The organism is Klebsiella sp. C349492 (assembly GCF_042055345.1).
Classification (GTDB): Bacteria; Pseudomonadota; Gammaproteobacteria; order Enterobacterales; family Enterobacteriaceae; genus Klebsiella; species Klebsiella scottii.
Genome location: NZ_JANQCE010000001.1, coordinates 447,519 through 465,587, shown reverse-complemented (window position 1 = coordinate 465,587; position 18,069 = coordinate 447,519). Strand labels below are relative to the sequence as shown.

Below are 18,069 nucleotides of genomic sequence, written 5' to 3'. Positions count from 1 at the left end.
AAAAGGGCTGACCAACGTCAGCCCCGGAGATTATAACGGGTCTACCTTCAGGCAGGAAACCGCATGTCGGAAACTCCCCTCCAGCACCGGCCGCGTTTTAGCGCATTCCGGCCCGGCAATGGGACAGCGCGTACGGAAAACGCATCCCGACGGCGGGTTTATCGGCGAGGGTAGCTCCCCCTCCAGCAGCTGGATGGTTTTATTCTTTTCCAGATCCGGATCGGGAACCGGCACCGCAGACATCAGCGCTTTGGTATAAGGGTGCAGCGGGTTGTGGTACACCTCATCGTAGGTGCCCAGCTCCACCGCGTGGCCCAGGTACATGACCAGCACACGATCGGATATATGCTTAACCACCGCCAGGTCGTGAGCGATGAAGATCAGCGACAGCCCCATTTCGCGCTGCAGCTGCTGCAGCAGGTTTACCACCTGGGCCTGAATCGACACGTCCAGCGCCGACACCGGCTCATCGCAGATAATCAGCTTAGGCTCAAGGATCAGCGCACGGGCAATACCGATACGCTGGCACTGGCCGCCGGAAAACTCGTGCGGATAACGGTTGATCAGATTCGGCAGCAGGCCGACTTTCATCATCATCGCTTTCACCCGATCGCGAGCTTCCTGGCGCGACATTTTCGGATGATAGGTGCGCAGCGGCTCGGCAATAATCTCCCCGATGGTCATACGCGGGTTCAGCGACGCCAGCGGGTCCTGGAAAATCATCTGAATATCGCTGCGCACGTCGCGCCACTCGTCAGGCTTCATGCCCAGCAAATCTTTGCCAAGCCACGCAACCCGACCCTCGGTCGCTTTCACCAGACCAATAATCGCGCGGGCAAAGGTGGATTTACCGCAGCCGGATTCGCCCACCACGCCCAGCGTTTCGCCTTCATACAGACGCAGGGTTACGCCATCAACCGCTTTCAGCGTTTTAGCCGGCTGCCAAAACCACTGCTTACCATCTTTAATATCAAAGTGGACTTTGAGATCGGCGATTTCGAGCAGGACTTTTCTTTGTTCAGTCACGGCGTTCATAGCAGATCTCCCACCGGTTGAAAGCAGGCACGCAGGCGGCCAGGGGCAAACTCCTCCAGAGGCGGAGCGCTAGTACAAATCTCCATCGAATGCGGACAGCGCGGCTGGAACGGACAACCCTTAGGCAGGCGCAGCAGGTTCGGCGGATTGCCAGGGATGGTTAACAGCGCATCGCCTTCAGCATCCAGGCGCGGAACCGCATTCAGCAGACCGATAGAGTACGGATGCGACGGATGATAAAAGACATCCCGCGCGTGGCCGTACTCCATGGTGCGACCGGCATACATCACCAGAACTTTGTCACAGATCCCGGCGACCACGCCCAGATCGTGAGTAATCATAATGATCGCCGTATTGAATTCGCGTTTAAGTTCATTCAGCAGGGTCATAATCTGCGCCTGAACCGTCACGTCCAGCGCCGTCGTCGGTTCATCGGCGATCAGCAGCTTTGGCCGGCACAGCAGCGCCATGGCGATCATCACGCGCTGGCGCATACCGCCAGAAAACTCATGCGGATACATTTTCATCCGCTTGCGCGCTTCGGGCATCTTAACCGCATCCAGCATCTTCACCGATTCTTCAAAGGCTTCGGCTTTCCCCAGCCCTTTGTGCAGCATCAGAACCTCCATCAGCTGCTCGCCGACCCGCATATACGGGTTCAGGGAGGTCATCGGGTCCTGAAAAATCATCGAAATCTGCTCGGCGCGCAGCTTATTCAGCTCACGCTCCGGCAGGTTAAGGATCTGCCGGCCGTTAAACGTCGCCGAGCCGCCGATATAGCCGTTGGCCGCCAGCAGTCCCATCAGCGCAAAGGCGGTCTGCGACTTGCCGGACCCCGACTCTCCTACGATTCCTAACGTCTCCCCGGCCCGCAGGTTAAAGTTAAGGTCGTTAACCGCGGTGACATCGCCATCCGGCGTCTTAAAGGTCACGCGGAGATCTTTAACATCCAGTAGCAGCCCGGATTGCTGCTGCGCCTGCGGCGCTTTTGCCGTTTCAATTATGCTCATGACGGCGCTCCTTAGCGGTCTTTCGGGTCGAGGGCATCACGCAGGCCATCGCCGATAAAGTTAAAACAGAACAGCGTTACCACCAGGAACCCCGCAGGAAACAGCAGCAGCCACGGCGACACTTCCATTGAGTTCGCGCCATCGCTCAGCAGCGCTCCCCAGCTGCTGAGCGGCTCCTGGGTGCCCAGTCCCAGGAAGCTGAGGAAGGATTCGAACAGGATCATGCTCGGTACCAGCAGCGAGGCATACACCACCACCACGCCCAGTACGTTAGGCACAATGTGACGAACCACGATACTGAACGTCGAGACGCCCCCGACCTGGGCTGCTTCGATAAACTCTTTGCGCTTCAGGCTCAGCGTCTGGCCGCGCACAATACGCGCCATATCCAGCCAGGAAACCATCCCGATGGCGACGAATATCAGCAGTATGTTCTGGCCAAAGAAGGTCACCAGCAGGATAACGAAGAACATGAACGGGAAGGAGTTGAGGATCTCCAGCAGACGCATCATGACCGAGTCGATCTTGCCGCCGAGATAGCCGGAAAGCGAGCCGTAGAGCGTACCGAGGATCACCGCCACCAGCGCGGCGGCGACGCCAACCATCAGCGAGATACGCCCGCCGATAGCGACGCGAACCAGCAGGTCACGACCGGATGAGTCGGTACCAAAGTAGTGGCCGGACGCCGCATCAGGCGCGCTGGACATCATGCCCCAGTCGGTGTCGAAATAGGAAAACTGCGACACCACCGGCGCAATGGTCACGAACAGCGCGATGACGATCAGCACCGCCAGGCTGGCCACGGCCGCGCGGTTATGCATAAAACGGCGGCGGGCATCCTGCCATAGGCTACGCCCTTCGACTTCCAGCTTTTCACTGAAGTTCTCCAGCGCCTCGTTGTTTTTCTTACTTAACATCATGGCGAACCCCAGCCTCAATAGCGAATCTTCGGATCGATAACGGCATACAGCACATCAACAATCGCGTTAAACAGAATAGTCAGCGCACCGACCAGAATCGTCAGGCTGAGTACCAGGGAATAGTCGCGGTTAAGCGCGCCGTTGACGAACAGCTGGCCGATCCCCGGGAGACCGTAGATAGTCTCGATAACCATTGAACCGGTGATAATCCCAACGAACGCTGGCCCCATATAGGAGAGGACGGGCAGCAGCGCAGGCTTCAGCGCATGACGCAGGATGATACGATGCATCGGCAGCCCCTTCGCCCGCGCGGTGCGGATAAAGTTAGAGTGCAGAACTTCAATCATCGAACCGCGGGTGATACGCGCGATGCTGGCGATATAGGCGAGTGACAAAGCCACCATCGGCAGGATCATAAACTTCAGCGCCCCACCGTTCCAGCCGCCGCCGGGTAGCCAGTGCAGGGTGATGGCAAAAATCATCACCAGCAGCGGCGCGACCACGAAGCTGGGTATGACGACGCCGGTCATTGCCACCCCCATGACCGCATAATCCCACCTGGTATTTTGCTTGAGGGCCGCAACTACGCCGGCGCTCACGCCGAGAACCACCGCCAGCAGGAAGGCGGCAAAGCCTAATTTGGCGGAAACCGGGAAGCTTGAGGCCACCAGGTCGTTCACCGAATAGTCTTTATATTTAAAAGAAGGACCGAAATCACCGTGCGCCAGCTGCTTCAGATAATTGAAGTACTGGGTCATGATGGGGTCATTTAAATGGTATTTTGCTTCAATATTCGCCAGCACTTCTGGCGGCAGCGTACGTTCGCCGGTAAATGGACTTCCCGGCGCAAGGCGCATCATGAAGAAAGAGATAGTTATAAGAATAAACAGCGTCGGAATCGCTTCCAGACAGCGACGAAAAATAAATTTTAACATTGCCCGTACCTTCTGGCGTGTGCCTATCGTATGCGATGAATTCAGACACGGTGGGGCAAGCGATGCCTGCCCCACGTCTTGCCATTAATGTTTGATAATATACAGGTTTTTAACGTAGATATTATCTAACGGGTCTTTACCGGTATAGCCGCCTACCCACGGTTTAACCAGGCGGGCGTTGACGTAATAGAAGACCGGTACAATTACAGAGTCTTTATCCAGCTGCTGCTCTGACTGTGCATACAGCTCCGCACGTTTGGCGTCATCATTGGTTTGCAGCGTTGCAGAGATAATTTTATCGAACGCCGGGCTCTTATAGTGCGAGGTGTTGTTTGAGCTGTCGCTCAGCATGGTATTCAGGAATGAGGTTGGTTCGTTGTAGTCAGCACACCAACCCGCACGCGCCACGTCGAAGGTGCCCTGATGGCGGTTATCAAGGAAGGTTTTCCATTCCTGATTTTCCAGCTTCACGTTGGCGCCAAGGTTTTTCTTCCAGATGGATGCCACGGCGATGGCCAGCTTTTTATGCAGATCGGACGTGTTGTACAGCAGGTTAAAGGTCAGCGGTTTATCAGCGGTATACCCGGCTTCAGCCAGCAGTTTTTTCGCTTCTTCGTTACGCTTATCCTGAGTCCAGGTAAACCATTCTGGTTTAACAACCTTCATGCCGTCGGTATATGGCGGGGTATAGCTATATGCCGGCAGATCGCCCTGATTCTTCACTTTATTAACGATAATGTCGCGATCCAGCGCCATTTTCAGCGCGGTACGCACGCGAACGTCAGTAAACGGCGCTTTCTGGTTGTTAATTTCGTAGTAATAGGTGCAGAGATACGGATCAACGTGAACTTCTTTCGGGATCTCTTTTTTCAGCTTCTGGAACAGTTCAATCGGCATGTTGTTATAGGTCATGTCGATTTCGCCGCTGCGGTAGCGGTTAACGTCGGTGACTTCTGAAGAAATAGGCAGATAGGTCACCTGATTAATAACGGTTTTAGCGTTATCCCAGTACTGAGTATTACGCTCAAGCACAATACGTTCGTTAACGACCCAGTCCTTCAGTTTATAGGCGCCGTTGGTGACAATATTTGCCGGCTGAGTCCATTTCTCACCATATTTTTCGATCGCCGCTTTTGGCACCGGTGAAACGGACGGGTGAACCAGCAGTTTATAGAAATAAGGAACCGGCTCGCTCAGGGTAACCTGGAAGGTTTTATCATCGAGCGCCTTAACGCCCAGATCGGTAATTGGCTTTTTGCCGGCGATAATTTCATCAACGTTCGCAACGTGGCCATACTGCAGATAGCTCGCGTACGGTGAGGCGGTTTTCGGATCGGACAGACGCTGCCAGCTATAAACGAAATCTTGTGCGGTTACCGGCGTGCCGTCGGACCATTTTGCATCTTTACGCAGATGGAAGGTCCAGACTTTAAAATCTTTATTATCCCAGGATTCGGCAACTCCAGGAATCGGGTGGCCCTGAATATCGCCAATCACTAAACCTTCGAACAGATCGCGGTTAATGTTGGATTCCGGCACACCTTCAATTTTATGCGGATCCAGAGACTGAACCTCTGCTCCGTTATTACGTACCAGCGATTGTGAATCCGCCAGCTGCACCCCTGCAGGCACATCTGCTGCCATAGCAACGTTCGCGGTAAATAGCGCGGAGAAAATTCCCGCTGCTACCAGATTTTTTTTGGTGATGATGGTCATTGTGTTGTTACTCCACTCATTATAATTACTGGCTATTTAACCAGCCTCTTTTTTTCCCTTATTCGGGATTCTGTACAGTGCAGGAGTTTTTGCTGCTGTCAGACTTTACTGCTTGCTATCACCGACTTATTTATTACGACCGCTCAAACGGCAGCCTTGACGTCGATTCTTTCCCCCCCTGTCCAGGGGCGCTTTATGCGCAATGAGTTATTTAATAATAATTCTCATTTACGGGTGTTATTCAGTTAGCAATCACGCCGGAAAGTACCAAAAGGCTTTCTCATCCGCCAATGCAATTTGCAAATATGTTACCGGATTCTCTTTTATTGCTCTTGCCGCGGCAGGCTCCTGCCATTCTTTTCCACGAAAAGAGCATTAAAGTGTTTATTTATCATTCAGATACAAAAAACAGGTCGCTCCGCATGCTGCGGAACGCTGCAAAGGCGCTTTTTTGTACGAAAATTTAACAATCGGTTATTATTTAGCACATTCATCTGCCGCTGTTATGAAATTACTAATATCATTTCAATTATCTGACGGCAAGCACCAGAGAATGATGTGAAGAAAATAACAGTGGTTGCGGTGAGGAAAAGGGAAACAGAAACGCGGAATTATTAAGTAATTCGTTGATATTAAAAAGAATAAACAGACATCATAGAAAGTTATCTTTCTCGCCTTTATCAGCTTTATTGATATGTTTTGCTAATAATAAAGCAAGCGCGGAGCCTCAAGCCCCGCGCAGCGCGGTCGTTCAGACCAGAAGACCCGGGAAAAGCGTCTTCAGGCCGGTAACGATAAACTCAATTCCGAGCGCCATCAGCAGCAGACCCATAATACGCGTGATCACGTTAATGCCGGTTTGCCCAAGCAGGCGAACCAACCACGGCGCCATGCGGAAAATCCCCCAACAGCACAGGGCAAACAGCGCAATCGCCACCGAGAAGCCGAAGAGGTGGGCTACCGTGTGGTAACGCGTTCCCCAGACAATGGTTGAGCTAATCGCCCCTGGCCCGGCCATCAGCGGTAATGCCAGCGGCACCACGCCAATGCTTTCGCGGATAGCCGTCTCTGACTTTTCCTGCTTATTCTGTTTGTCTTCCCCGAGCTTGCCGCTAATCATCGACATCGCGATGGTAACGACGAGGATCCCGCCGGCAATACGGAATGAATCGATGGAAATACCAAAGATTTGCAAAATACCGTCCCCAAGGAACAGCGAGGTCAGCAGGATGATGGCAACGGAAAGGTTCGCCGTCAGATTGGTCTTATTACGGATCGCTGCGCTCTGGTAGCTGGTCATACTAATGAAGACCGGAATGATGCCAACCGGGTTAACCAGCGCAAATAACCCTATGAAAAACTTGAAATAAGCTGAAAAATCAAACAACGATAGAGTCACAGTGCGCTCCGCGGCATCATTAAATATGGCTATTGACAGTAGGTGTCATAAAATATTCGCGCAGAAGATACGCTTTTTAACAGCATAATTCATCTCAAAAATGCATACCGTAATGATAAACTGCGTATGTTGTATATTTGTTTCTTTTACCTGTTTTATTCATTTATTTTGCATACCTTTTCATTACACTTGATCTAAGTGGTCAAAAAATAGCCTGCTGAAAGGTGTCAGCTTGACATAAAATTGATCTAAATCACATAAATCGTACTCAGAAGTGAGTAATCTTGTTTACACCAAAGAGTGGAAGCCGGCAGTACCTGAGGATAGAGAAATAAAGCTTCGTTAGTAAATCAGTGAAGTCAGCAAAGCAAAATTCGATACGTTAACATTTAGATGCAAGCTATTAACCGCCTGTCTATACTGTCGAATCGAGCTACTGATTTACTAAAAAAGTTTAACATTATCAGGAGAGCATTATGGCTGTTACTAATGTCGCTGAACTTAACGCACTTGTAGAGCGCGTAAAAAAAGCCCAGCGTGAATATGCCAGTTTCACTCAAGAACAAGTTGATAAGATCTTCCGTGCAGCCGCTCTGGCCGCCGCAGACGCTCGAATCCCTCTCGCAAAAATGGCCGTTGCCGAATCCGGCATGGGCATTATCGAAGACAAAGTGATCAAAAACCACTTCGCTTCTGAATACATCTATAACGCTTATAAAGATGAAAAGACCTGCGGTATTCTCTCCGAAGACGACACCTTTGGTACTATCACCATCGCAGAACCTATCGGTATTATTTGCGGTATCGTCCCAACGACGAACCCAACTTCTACAGCAATCTTTAAATCACTGATCAGCCTGAAAACCCGTAACGCGATTATCTTCTCCCCGCATCCGCGTGCTAAAGATGCCACCAACAAAGCGGCCGATATCGTTCTGCAGGCTGCTATTGCTGCCGGCGCGCCGAAAGACCTGATCGGTTGGATCGACCAGCCTTCCGTTGAGCTGTCCAACGCGCTGATGCACCATCCTGACATTAACCTGATCCTTGCGACCGGCGGTCCAGGTATGGTTAAAGCAGCCTATAGCTCCGGTAAACCCGCTATCGGCGTTGGTGCAGGCAACACGCCGGTTGTTATCGACGAAACCGCTGACATTAAACGTGCCGTTGCATCGGTGCTGATGTCCAAAACCTTCGATAACGGCGTTATCTGTGCGTCTGAACAGTCAGTAGTCGTTGTTGACTCCGTCTACGACGCCGTTCGCGAACGTTTCTCCAGCCACGGCGGCTACCTGCTGCAGGGTAAAGAGCTGAAAGCGGTTCAGGACATCATCCTGAAAAACGGCGCGCTGAACGCCGCTATCGTTGGTCAGCCGGCGTATAAAATCGCCGAACTGGCAGGCTTCACCGTCCCGAACACCACCAAAATTCTGATTGGTGAAGTGACCGACGTTGATGAAAGCGAGCCGTTTGCTCACGAAAAACTGTCTCCGACTCTGGCAATGTATCGCGCCAAAAACTTCGAAGACGCCGTTGAGAAAGCTGAAAAACTGGTGGCGATGGGCGGTATCGGTCATACCTCCTGCCTGTACACCGACCAGGATAACCAGCCTGCTCGCGTGGCCTTCTTCGGCCAGATGATGAAAACCGCACGTATTCTGATTAACACCCCGGCTTCTCAGGGTGGTATCGGTGACCTGTATAACTTTAAACTCGCGCCTTCCCTGACTCTGGGTTGTGGTTCCTGGGGTGGTAACTCCATCTCTGAAAACGTTGGTCCGAAACACCTGATCAACAAGAAAACCGTTGCTAAGCGAGCTGAAAACATGTTGTGGCACAAACTTCCGAAATCTATCTACTTCCGTCGTGGCTCTCTGCCAATCGCGCTGGATGAAGTGATTACTGATGGTCACAAACGCGCGCTGATCGTGACCGACCGCTTCCTGTTCAACAACGGCTATGCCGACCAGATCACCTCCGTACTGAAGGCATCCGGCGTTGAAACCGAAGTGTTCTTTGAAGTTGAAGCTGACCCGACGCTGACCGTTGTACGTAAAGGTGCGGAACTGGCCAACTCCTTCAAGCCGGACGTCATCATCGCCCTCGGCGGTGGTTCCCCGATGGACGCCGCGAAAATCATGTGGGTGATGTACGAACATCCGGAAACCCACTTCGAAGACCTGGCGCTGCGCTTTATGGATATCCGTAAACGTATCTACAAGTTCCCGAAAATGGGCGTGAAAGCGAAAATGATCGCCGTCACTACCACTTCCGGTACCGGTTCTGAAGTGACCCCGTTTGCGGTAGTTACCGACGATGCGACCGGTCAGAAATATCCGCTGGCAGACTACGCGCTGACTCCGGATGTGGCGATTGTCGATGCGAACCTCGTCATGGATATGCCGAAGTCTCTGTGTGCTTTCGGTGGTCTGGATGCCGTAACTCACGCCCTGGAAGCCTACGTTTCCGTACTGGCGTCTGAGTTCTCCGACGGCCAGGCTCTGCAGGCGCTGAAGCTGCTGAAAGAGTACCTGCCGGCGTCCTACCATGAAGGTTCTAAAAACCCGGTAGCGCGTGAACGCGTGCACAGTGCAGCGACTATTGCCGGTATCGCGTTTGCTAACGCCTTCCTCGGCGTATGTCACTCGATGGCACACAAACTGGGCTCCCAGTTCCATATCCCGCACGGCCTGGCGAACGCCCTGCTGATTTGTAACGTTATCCGCTACAACGCGAACGATAACCCAACCAAACAGACCGCATTCAGCCAGTACGACCGTCCGCAGGCTCGTCGCCGCTACGCAGAAATTGCTGACCACCTGGGCCTGAGCGCACCTGGTGACCGCACCGCAGCGAAAATCGAGAAACTGCTGGCATGGCTGGAAAGTATCAAGGCTGAACTGGGTATTCCTAAGTCTATCCGTGAAGCTGGCGTGCAGGAAGCTGACTTCCTGGCCCACGTTGACAAGCTGTCTGAAGATGCATTCGATGACCAGTGCACCGGCGCTAACCCGCGCTACCCGCTGATCGCCGAGCTGAAACAGATTCTGCTGGATACCTTCTACGGTAACGAATTCAGCGAAGGCGAAGCTGCCGCGAAGAAAGAGACTGTCGCAGCACCGAAAGCCGATAAAAAAGCGAAAAAATCCGCTTAATTTACGCTGGTAATAAATATGAGGCCTCATCTTTGGATGAGGCCTTTTTTTATCGTCACGATTTTGGCTACAGTCGCAAAACCGACGCAGAGCGGCGCTAAAGCGTCGGGCCATCATAGACAGCGGGAATTACAGCAGGAGGTCATCAGGCGCCTGATGTGCGCCTGAGCGAGATCGACGAGGGGAGATTAGCAGGGGCGATGTTTGCTTTGCACAAGCGTTAAAGAGCCCTCTTTTAAGGCTTCTTTATAATGTTTACGGCAGACCGATACATAGCGTTCATTGCCGCCAATAACCACCTGCTCGCCCTCATTGTACGGCCGCCCTTCCCGATCGAGGCGCAGCACCATACTCGCCTTACGGCCACAAAAACAGATTGTTTTTAATTCAACCAGCTTATCTGACCAGGCTAATAAATACTGACTGCCGATAAACAGCTCCCCGCGAAAATCAGTACGCAGGCCGTAGCACAACACCGGGATATCCAGCCCATCAACAACCTCGGATAGCTCATGCACCTGCTCACGGGTCAGGAACTGGCTTTCATCGACTAATACACAATGAACCGGCTGCTTTGCATGCTCAGCGCTAATCTCGGCAAATAATGAAGTCTGCGGGTTAAACAGCCGGGCCGGCGATGAGAGGCCAATTCTTGAGCTGACCTTACCGGAACCAAAGCGGTCATCAATCTCAGCCGTATAAACTAAGGCACGCATGCCTCGTTCCTGATAATTGTATGAGGACTGCAGTAGCGCAGTCGACTTACCTGCATTCATTGCAGAATAGTAAAAATAAAGTTGTGCCATCGGCTGCGTAACCCCAATCAATGTGTTTTATCGCGGCGGGATTGTAGCATATTTTCTGCCGCTGCCAGCCCCTTCAGGGAAGCGCCGGAGGTTTATGTTGCGCGCGCCGACTTCTGAAAGATTAAGCTTTTTAATACAATCAGGCCATCAGCTATTTGCCCAAACCGCGGGGTGCAGCGAGCTGCGGCAGTTGTCCTTTCGTGCGAATCGGTGCATTTTGCAGGCGGTTATAAGGGATTTTGTTCAGCGTTTTATATTAAACATCATCGTAACTAATGCGCTAATACTGAAGGTGGATATTTATCCCTGCAAAGTATAATTTTACTCCCTGGCCGCCGGGAAAAGCATACTATCTCAGGGTTTTAGCTTACGACTCCGGTTAGGCTATAAGCTAGAAAGATGTGAACTCGCGCGAAAAATTTAACTTAAATTAATTAATTACCGGGACAAATAACAAGTAATTTTGAATTCCTTACATTCTACCCTATTGCACATCTGATTATATCGCTCTATTATTAGTTCAACAAACCACCCCACAATATAAGTTTGAGATTACTACAATGAGCGAAGCACTTAAAATTTTGAACAACATCCGTACTCTTCGTGCGCAGGCGAGAGAATGCACCCTTGAAACGCTAGAAGAAATGCTGGAAAAATTAGAAGTTGTCGTTAACGAACGTCGCGAAGAAGAAAGCGCTGCGGCTGCAGAAATTGAAGAGCGTACTCGTAAACTGCAACAATACCGTGAAATGCTGATCGCTGATGGTATTGATCCGAATGAACTGCTGAGCACCATGGCTGCAGTTAAAGCGGGCACCAAAGCCAAACGCGCGGCACGTCCGGCGAAATATAGCTACGTTGATGAAAACGGCGAAACCAAAACCTGGACTGGTCAGGGCCGCACCCCGGCAGTGATCAAAAAAGCGATGGATGAGCAAGGCAAATCTCTGGACGATTTCCTGCTTTAATAAGTCGTCATATTTGAAAAATCCCGCCGCGGCGGGATTTTTTTTATCTTTACTCACTGAGATAAAAAAGCCGGGGAACAATACCTGTGCCCCCGGCTCTCATATCTAAAGATAACGATTACTTAGCGATGGCTTTTTCCAGCCAGTCTTTAAAATCTGCACCCAGCGTTTTATGGCGCACGCCATATTCAACGAAAGCCTGCATGTAACCCAGTTTATTACCACAGTCATGGCTCTTGCCTTTCATATGGTAGGCTTCAACCGTTTCCTTCTCGATCAGCATATCGATGGCATCGGTCAGCTGGATTTCATCGCCTGCGCCCGGAGGCGTTTTAGCCAGCAGCGGCCAAATATCCGCGCTCAGCACGTAGCGTCCCACGACGGCCAGGTTAGAAGGCGCAACGTCTGCTTTCGGCTTTTCTACCACGCCAACCATCGGCACGCTTTCACCCGGCTGCAGGGACTGGCCCTTGCAATCAACGACGCCATATGCGGTCACGTCAGCAACAGGCTCAACCATAATCTGGCTGGATCCGGTTTCGTCGAAACGAGCGATCATTTCTGCCAGGTTATCGCGGGTAAGATCGGATTCAAATTCATCCAGAATAACGTCCGGCAGAATAACAGCTACCGGCTCATCGCCTACTACCGGGTGCGCGCACAGCACGGCATGGCCGAGGCCTTTAGCGAGACCCTGACGGACCTGCATAATGGTGACGTGCGGCGGACAAATAGATTGGACTTCTTCAAGAAGCTGACGTTTTACACGTTTTTCGAGCATCGCTTCCAGTTCAAAACTGGTATCGAAATGGTTTTCGATAGAATTTTTGGAAGAGTGCGTCACCAGAACAATTTCAGTAATCCCGGCCGCAATACATTCGTTAACAACATACTGAATTAAAGGCTTATCTACCAGTGGCAGCATTTCTTTCGGAATAGCCTTGGTAGCGGGCAGCATCCTGGTGCCTAATCCCGCAACCGGGATAACAGCTTTTCTTACTTTAGAATTAAGGGCAGCCATTGAAATCTCCTGGACTGTGTGTTTTTTAAACTAGTCATAATATAACGCACCGAGTATATCAGCCCATCCCGGTAAGCCTGGTCTGAAAGGTGCGGATTTTCTCGAATTAGGACTTATACGTATAAAACCCATCGATAGTATCACCGCCAAAGGCAGCGCGGTAATCCTACCAGCGTGAAAATAAACTTAACTGTTCATTCCGCAGACAACATCAAGCGTAAACGGCCTCCAGCCCCCCAAATTTGGCACTGCCATGAGGAGCAGCGCTGGCTAATTTGGTTGAGATAAGCATTACCTAATGTGCCAAGCGGCACACCATTACTAATCTGTATTTGATGTTCTCCGGTATTCAGCGTGCCGTTTAACCCCGCCGATACCAAAATCAAATTTTTCAACCCGCTGTGGTAATAACCCACCAGCAGAGGAAATTGCCCCGGTAAATTCGCCTGACGAAGTAGCTGGTTGACCTGCTTTAACAACCCGGTCATTTCCGGCAAGCGCTGGCCTTGATGGGCCAGCTGCTCCTGAAGCAAACCGTTAAACAGCGCGCGCAGCAGAAGCGCCGCGAGAACGCCATTATCGCCTGCTCGTGTTACATCCAGACAGTAAAATGCCAAATCTTTTTCCGATAATGGCGCAATATCGAGAACCAGACCGGGCTTATCGGCGGTTACCAGCTGACGATAGTGAATGCGGCAGCGCGATATTTCCTGCTGCACCGGGGGCTGTAACTCCTGCAGCAGCCTGGACGCCGCGTTCGGGTCGCTGACCAGCGCATCCCAGTCCTCAAACAGCCGCTCCTCCTCTTCCACACGCGAACTGAACATGTGGGGATACAGGCAGGCATACACCGTCTCACGCAGGCGGTCAAAATCTTTTACCGGTTTAAGCAGAACATCCTGAACGCCAAGACGCAGCGCCCTGGCAATATCTGCCATATTCTCCGTCGCCGAAATCATCAGAATCGGCAGCTGCTCGCCCTGGTTACGCAGATACTCCACCAGTTCGAGGCCATTCATGCGCGGCATCGAGATATCGCAAATCATCAGGTCGGGCTTCGACTCGGCCATTTTCTGTAGTGCCTCAACGCCATCCTCTGCCTGCGCGGTAGTTGCGCCTAGCGAGGTTAACCAGGAGTGCAAAAGAGTGCGGAAAACGGGCTCGTCTTCAACGATCAGAATTTGTTTTCCCGCCAATGGCTGCGTCATGATCTCTCCTCTGGCTGACGATAATTAAATATTGGCATGCAATTCACACTATCGCCTGTCAGAATTTACTGAAGTCTAAGTCAAGGGCGTCACGCCGAAGCGCGCACCAAAGGTAATAGTTCATCCATCTTTTTTTCCACCGCCAGGTGACCGGCAGCAATCGCTTCGCCGGCGCGATGGAAATCAAGGGTCGATATTTGTGGGCAAAAGGGCTGTAGCAGAATATCCGGTGGGTCACCCGCCATACGGTTACGCTTCAGGCGATTTTCCAGCACCTGAATAGAGGTGGACATAATCTCCATTGCCGTCGGCGTAGCGGTGGTCGTTTGCCGGGAGGTCATTCCCGTCAGCCGCGCGCGCAGACGCGAATGCCAGGAAAATTCTTTCTCATCTTCTACACGCGGTTTCTCGATAGACCATAAATCCTGCTGCATCAGATGCGCATCGTGCTGTAGGTCAACGGCGATGACAATATCTGCCCCCAGCGCACGGGTCAAAGAGACCGGGACGGGGTTCACGACTGCGCCGTCGACCAACCAGTAGCCATTGTGCATAACGGGCGACATCAGGCCAGGCATGCTGCAGGAAGCGCGGACCGCCAGATGCAAATCGCCTTCGGTAAACCACAGTTCGCGGCCGGTGCTGAGGTTGGTCGCCACCGCCGCAAACCGGCGATCGCAGCGTTCAATTTCGGAGGTAGGCAAGACTTGTCGATATTGATTGAATACGCGCTCCCCGCGCAGCAGGCCTCCGCGACGCCAGGAGAGATCCATCAACCGCAGTACGTCCCAGTTGCTAAAAGAGCAGACCCATTTTTCCAGAACCGGAAGACGGTTGCACGCGTAGGCCGCGCCAACCAGCGATCCGATAGAGCACCCTGCAACAACGTCAATTTCAATACCTGCTCGCTGTAGCGCTTTAATCACACCGATATGCGACCACCCTCGGGCAGCTCCCGCCCCTAAGGCCAGACCAATCTTAAGCTTTCTCATTATTACCGATATACTTCCTTCCACCGCGAACATGGCATCATCGCCACAGCTCAGTTAACATAAAACACTTTGGCGTCGATACGCCGTAATTCTTTTTCCATGGAGGCCGCTTTGTCGCCATTATGTCCCTGTGGCAGCGCTCTGGAGTATAGCTCATGTTGCCAGCGTTATCTGTCCGGCGCGCTGCCAGCGCCAGGCCCGTCACAGCTGATGCGATCCCGCTACAGTGCGTTTGTTATGAAAGATGCCGATTATCTGATTAAAACCTGGCACTCCTCTTGCCAGGCGCAGCGGTTCCGCGCGGATCTGGAGAGCGGTTTTACCAAAACGCACTGGCTGGGGCTGACCGTCTTTGCCGCCGATGAGGGGCGAAATCCCGATGAAGGATTCGTCAGCTTTATTGCACGATTTAACGACGATAGCCGTTCCGGCGTAATTATTGAACGTTCCAGATTCTTAAAAGAAAATGGACAGTGGTACTATATCGACGGCACGCGACCGCTGGTTGGTCGTAATGACCCCTGCCCTTGTGGCTCAGGTAAAAAATTTAAAAAATGCTGCGGCCAATAAACCGGCGTCAGCAATAGCAAACACTACAGGATTTCCCCCGCGATGCATTCATTACAACGTAAAGTACTACGCACTATTTGCCCTGATCAGAAAGGACTCATCGCGCGTATCACCAACATTTGCTACAAGCACGAGCTGAACATCGTGCAGAACAACGAGTTTGTCGATCACCGAACCGGCCGCTTCTTTATGCGTACCGAGCTGGAAGGTATTTTCAATGACGCCATTCTGCTGGCCGATTTGGATAGCGCGCTGCCGGAAGGTTCAATTCGCGAACTGACGCCTGCGGGCCGTCGCCGCGTGGTCATTCTGGTCACCAAAGAAGCGCACTGCCTTGGCGATCTGCTGATGAAAGCTAACTATGGCGGTCTGGATGTGGAGATTGCCGCGGTTATCGGTAATCACGAGACGCTGCGCACGCTGGTTGAGCGTTTTGATATTCCTTTCCAGCTGGTCAGCCATGAAGGCCTGACGCGTGAAGAGCACGATAAGCAGATGGGCGATGCTATCGAAGCGTTGGCACCAGACTATGTGGTGCTGGCGAAATATATGCGCGTGCTGACGCCAGAGTTCGTTTCCCGCTTCCCGAACCAGATTATCAATATTCACCACTCATTCCTGCCAGCCTTTATTGGCGCCCGTCCGTATCATCAGGCTTACGAGCGCGGCGTCAAAATCATCGGCGCCACCGCGCACTATGTGAACGATAATTTGGATGAAGGCCCGATCATTATGCAGGACGTGATTCATGTCGATCACACCTATACGGCAGAAGATATGATGCGCGCCGGCCGTGATGTTGAGAAGAACGTGCTGAGCCGTGCGCTGTATCAGGTGCTGGCGCAGCGCGTGTTCGTCTACGGCAACCGAACGATTATTCTTTAATCGATAGATAAATTAGCTGGTTAGCTTTGCGTCTTTGCGCGCAAAAAGCAGGCAACCAGTTTATTTTTATCAACGGAATGCTTTACAGGGGCGCGTCATTTGGTATGATGCGCCCCGCTTCCCCAGAAGGAAGCAGGCCAGTATTAGCATTACCCCGTGGTGGGGTTCCCGAGCGGCCAAAGGGAGCAGACTGTAAATCTGCCGTCATCGACTTCGAAGGTTCGAATCCTTCCCCCACCACCATTATTCACTACAGCAATGTGGTAATCCCGGTAGGCCTTAGCGAGGTTTGCACTTATCGGGAAGGGTGAGAATCTTCGACCGAGGTTCGACTCGAGCGCAAGCGAGAGAACGTTGCTACAGGCAACGGCCCGAAGGGTGAGGAGCAAAGCGACGAATAATCCTTCCCCCACCACCATTATTCACTGTGCTGAATAACCTACAATTTGATTTACCCCTGGTGGGGTTCCCGAGCGGCCAAAGGGAGCAGACTGTAAATCTGCCGTCATCGACTTCGAAGGTTCGAATCCTTCCCCCACCACCATCACTGCCAGATATCTCATCACTCTCAAATAAACGCCAGCGTTGCACATTCTGCCCATGCGGGAAGGATGAGAAGCTTCGACCAAGGTTCGACCCGAGCGTCAGCGAGAGAACGTTGCCGCAGGCAACGGCCCGAAGGGTGAGCAGCTTCAGCTGCGAATAATCCTTCCCCCACCACCATCACTGCCAGACATCTCATCACTCCCAAATAAACGCCAGCGTTGCACATTCTGCCCATGCGGGAAGGATGAGAAAAGGTTCGACCCGAGCGTCAGCGAGAGAACGTTGCCGCAGGCAGCGGCCCGAAGGGTGAGCAGCTTCAGCTGCGAATAATCCTTCCCCCACCACCATCACTGCCAGATATCTCATCACTCTCAAATAAACGCCAGCGTTGCATATCCTACCCATGCGGGAAGGATGAGAAGCTTCGACCAAGGTTCGACCCGAGCGTCAGCGAGAGAACGTTGCCGCAGGCAACGGCCCGAAGGGTGAGCAGCTTCAGCTGCGAATAATCCTTCCCCCACCACCATCACTGCCAGACATCTCATCACTCCCAAATAAACGCCAGCGTTGCATATCCTACCCATGCGGGAAGGATGGGAAGCTTCGACCAAGGTTCGACCCGAGCGTCAGCGAGAGAACGTTGCCGCAGGCAACGGCCCGAAGGGTGAGCAGCTTCAGCTGCGAATAATCCTTCCCCCACCACCATCACTGCCAGGTATCTCATCACTCCCAAATAAACGCCAGCGTTGCACATTCTGCCCATGCGGGAAGGATGAGAAGCTTCGACCAAGGTTCGACCCGAGCGCCAGCGAGAGAACGTTGCCGCAGGCAACGGCCCGAAGGGTGAGCAGCTTCAGCTGCGAATAATCCTTCCCCCACCACCATCGCTTCCGGATATCTCGT

At 52.3% G+C, this 18,069-nt stretch carries 14 protein-coding genes, 2 tRNA genes and 6 other RNA genes; 12 read left to right on the top strand and 10 right to left on the bottom strand.

Features of this window, described 5'->3' with window-relative positions:
* Positions 1-30: 30 nt before the first annotated feature.
* From oppF to NWP14_RS02285, 6 genes are all read right to left on the bottom strand, one after another.
* On the bottom strand, positions 31-1,035 hold the full coding sequence (gene oppF / locus NWP14_RS02310) for a murein tripeptide/oligopeptide ABC transporter ATP-binding protein OppF (protein ID WP_095102022.1): 1,005 nt from the start codon (positions 1,033-1,035) through the stop codon (positions 31-33).
* The gene (locus tag NWP14_RS02305; RefSeq protein ID WP_095102020.1) at positions 1,032-2,045 is read right to left on the bottom strand and encodes an ABC transporter ATP-binding protein; all 1,014 of its coding nucleotides are present in this window, start codon (positions 2,043-2,045) and stop codon (positions 1,032-1,034) included. The genes oppF and NWP14_RS02305 overlap by 4 nt, the downstream gene beginning before the upstream one ends.
* An 11-nt stretch (positions 2,046-2,056) precedes the next feature.
* Positions 2,057-2,965, bottom strand: a complete 909-nt coding sequence (gene oppC, locus NWP14_RS02300; protein WP_095102017.1) for an oligopeptide ABC transporter permease OppC — start codon at positions 2,963-2,965, stop codon at positions 2,057-2,059.
* A 14-nt stretch (positions 2,966-2,979) separates the two neighbouring features.
* Positions 2,980-3,900 carry an oligopeptide ABC transporter permease OppB gene (oppB, locus tag NWP14_RS02295; RefSeq protein ID WP_095102015.1) on the bottom strand — a complete coding sequence of 307 codons (921 nt, stop codon included), beginning with the start codon at positions 3,898-3,900 and terminating at the stop codon, positions 2,980-2,982.
* A gap of 84 nt (positions 3,901-3,984) precedes the next feature.
* Positions 3,985-5,616 (bottom strand): oligopeptide ABC transporter substrate-binding protein OppA, encoded by a 1,632-nt coding sequence (gene oppA, locus NWP14_RS02290; protein ID WP_095102013.1) that lies wholly within the window; start codon positions 5,614-5,616, stop codon positions 3,985-3,987.
* A gap of 751 nt (positions 5,617-6,367) precedes the next feature.
* Positions 6,368-7,015, bottom strand: coding sequence for a YchE family NAAT transporter (locus NWP14_RS02285; RefSeq protein ID WP_095102012.1), 648 nt, complete (start codon positions 7,013-7,015; stop codon positions 6,368-6,370).
* Between the two features lie 476 nt (positions 7,016-7,491).
* On the opposite strand from NWP14_RS02285, the gene adhE reads away from it, so the two are divergent.
* Positions 7,492-10,170, top strand: coding sequence for a bifunctional acetaldehyde-CoA/alcohol dehydrogenase (gene adhE, locus NWP14_RS02280; RefSeq protein ID WP_095102011.1), 2,679 nt, complete (start codon positions 7,492-7,494; stop codon positions 10,168-10,170).
* Positions 10,171-10,358: 188 nt separating this feature from the next.
* Here adhE and tdk read toward each other — a convergent pair whose 3' ends face one another.
* A complete protein-coding gene (tdk, locus tag NWP14_RS02275; protein ID WP_095102286.1) occupies positions 10,359-10,976 on the bottom strand; it encodes a thymidine kinase in 618 nt (205 codons plus the stop codon).
* Between the two features lie 560 nt (positions 10,977-11,536).
* Here tdk and hns point away from each other — a divergent pair.
* Positions 11,537-11,944, top strand: a complete 408-nt coding sequence (gene hns, locus NWP14_RS02270; RefSeq protein WP_041146073.1) for a histone-like nucleoid-structuring protein H-NS — start codon at positions 11,537-11,539, stop codon at positions 11,942-11,944.
* Between the two features lie 118 nt (positions 11,945-12,062).
* Here the strand turns inward: hns and galU are convergent, their stop codons facing one another.
* The 3 genes from galU to rssA form a co-directional block, all read right to left on the bottom strand.
* Positions 12,063-12,965: a UTP--glucose-1-phosphate uridylyltransferase GalU gene (galU, locus tag NWP14_RS02265; protein ID WP_095102010.1), complete on the bottom strand. Its 903-nt coding sequence runs from the start codon at positions 12,963-12,965 to the stop codon at positions 12,063-12,065.
* 194 nt (positions 12,966-13,159) lie between these two features.
* Positions 13,160-14,173, bottom strand: coding sequence for a two-component system response regulator RssB (gene rssB / locus NWP14_RS02260; protein ID WP_095102009.1), 1,014 nt, complete (start codon positions 14,171-14,173; stop codon positions 13,160-13,162).
* An 89-nt stretch (positions 14,174-14,262) separates the two neighbouring features.
* Entirely contained in the window at positions 14,263-15,165 is a 903-nt protein-coding gene (gene rssA / locus NWP14_RS02255; protein WP_095102008.1) for a patatin-like phospholipase RssA, read from the bottom strand.
* Positions 15,166-15,276: 111 nt separating this feature from the next.
* Between rssA and NWP14_RS02250 the strand changes: the two genes are divergently transcribed.
* The 10 genes from NWP14_RS02250 to NWP14_RS02205 all read left to right on the top strand — a co-directional run bounded on the left by NWP14_RS02250 (position 15,277) and on the right by NWP14_RS02205 (position 18,050).
* Entirely contained in the window at positions 15,277-15,735 is a 459-nt protein-coding gene (locus tag NWP14_RS02250; RefSeq protein WP_143350187.1) for a YchJ family protein, read from the top strand.
* 42 nt (positions 15,736-15,777) lie between these two features.
* Positions 15,778-16,620, top strand: a complete 843-nt coding sequence (gene purU, locus NWP14_RS02245) for a formyltetrahydrofolate deformylase (RefSeq protein WP_041146078.1) — start codon at positions 15,778-15,780, stop codon at positions 16,618-16,620.
* A gap of 158 nt (positions 16,621-16,778) precedes the next feature.
* Positions 16,779-16,863 (top strand) — tRNA-Tyr (locus NWP14_RS02240).
* A gap of 43 nt (positions 16,864-16,906) precedes the next feature.
* Positions 16,907-17,038, top strand: a non-coding RNA gene (locus tag NWP14_RS02235) — RtT sRNA.
* Between the two features lie 41 nt (positions 17,039-17,079).
* Positions 17,080-17,164: transfer RNA gene (locus NWP14_RS02230), tRNA-Tyr, on the top strand.
* Positions 17,165-17,210: 46 nt separating this feature from the next.
* Positions 17,211-17,343, top strand: a non-coding RNA gene (locus tag NWP14_RS02225) — RtT sRNA.
* A gap of 46 nt (positions 17,344-17,389) precedes the next feature.
* A non-coding RNA gene (locus NWP14_RS02220) (RtT sRNA) lies at positions 17,390-17,513 on the top strand.
* 46 nt (positions 17,514-17,559) lie between these two features.
* Positions 17,560-17,692, top strand: a non-coding RNA gene (locus NWP14_RS02215) — RtT sRNA.
* 46 nt (positions 17,693-17,738) lie between these two features.
* Positions 17,739-17,871: non-coding RNA, RtT sRNA (locus NWP14_RS02210), on the top strand.
* A gap of 46 nt (positions 17,872-17,917) precedes the next feature.
* A non-coding RNA gene (locus tag NWP14_RS02205) (RtT sRNA) lies at positions 17,918-18,050 on the top strand.
* The last annotated feature ends 19 nt before the right edge of the window (positions 18,051-18,069 follow it).

What these genes read in the sequence shown, in the direction of transcription:
- oppF (WP_095102022.1), bottom strand. Translation starts at nt 1,035, where the DNA reads ATGAACGCCGTGACTGAACAAAGAAAAGTCCTGCTCGAAATCGCCGAT.
- NWP14_RS02305 (WP_095102020.1), bottom strand. Translation starts at nt 2,045, where the DNA reads ATGAGCATAATTGAAACGGCAAAAGCGCCGCAGGCGCAGCAGCAATCC.
- tdk (WP_095102286.1), bottom strand. Translation starts at nt 10,976, where the DNA reads ATGGCACAACTTTATTTTTACTATTCTGCAATGAATGCAGGTAAGTCG.
- rssB (WP_095102009.1), bottom strand. Translation starts at nt 14,173, where the DNA reads ATGACGCAGCCATTGGCGGGAAAACAAATTCTGATCGTTGAAGACGAG.
- rssA (WP_095102008.1), bottom strand. Translation starts at nt 15,165, where the DNA reads ATGAGAAAGCTTAAGATTGGTCTGGCCTTAGGGGCGGGAGCTGCCCGA.
- adhE (WP_095102011.1), top strand. Translation starts at nt 7,492, where the DNA reads ATGGCTGTTACTAATGTCGCTGAACTTAACGCACTTGTAGAGCGCGTA.
- purU (WP_041146078.1), top strand. Translation starts at nt 15,778, where the DNA reads ATGCATTCATTACAACGTAAAGTACTACGCACTATTTGCCCTGATCAG.
- oppA (WP_095102013.1), bottom strand. Translation starts at nt 5,616, where the DNA reads ATGACCATCATCACCAAAAAAAATCTGGTAGCAGCGGGAATTTTCTCC.
- galU (WP_095102010.1), bottom strand. Translation starts at nt 12,965, where the DNA reads ATGGCTGCCCTTAATTCTAAAGTAAGAAAAGCTGTTATCCCGGTTGCG.
- hns (WP_041146073.1), top strand. Translation starts at nt 11,537, where the DNA reads ATGAGCGAAGCACTTAAAATTTTGAACAACATCCGTACTCTTCGTGCG.
- oppB (WP_095102015.1), bottom strand. Translation starts at nt 3,900, where the DNA reads ATGTTAAAATTTATTTTTCGTCGCTGTCTGGAAGCGATTCCGACGCTG.
- oppC (WP_095102017.1), bottom strand. Translation starts at nt 2,965, where the DNA reads ATGATGTTAAGTAAGAAAAACAACGAGGCGCTGGAGAACTTCAGTGAA.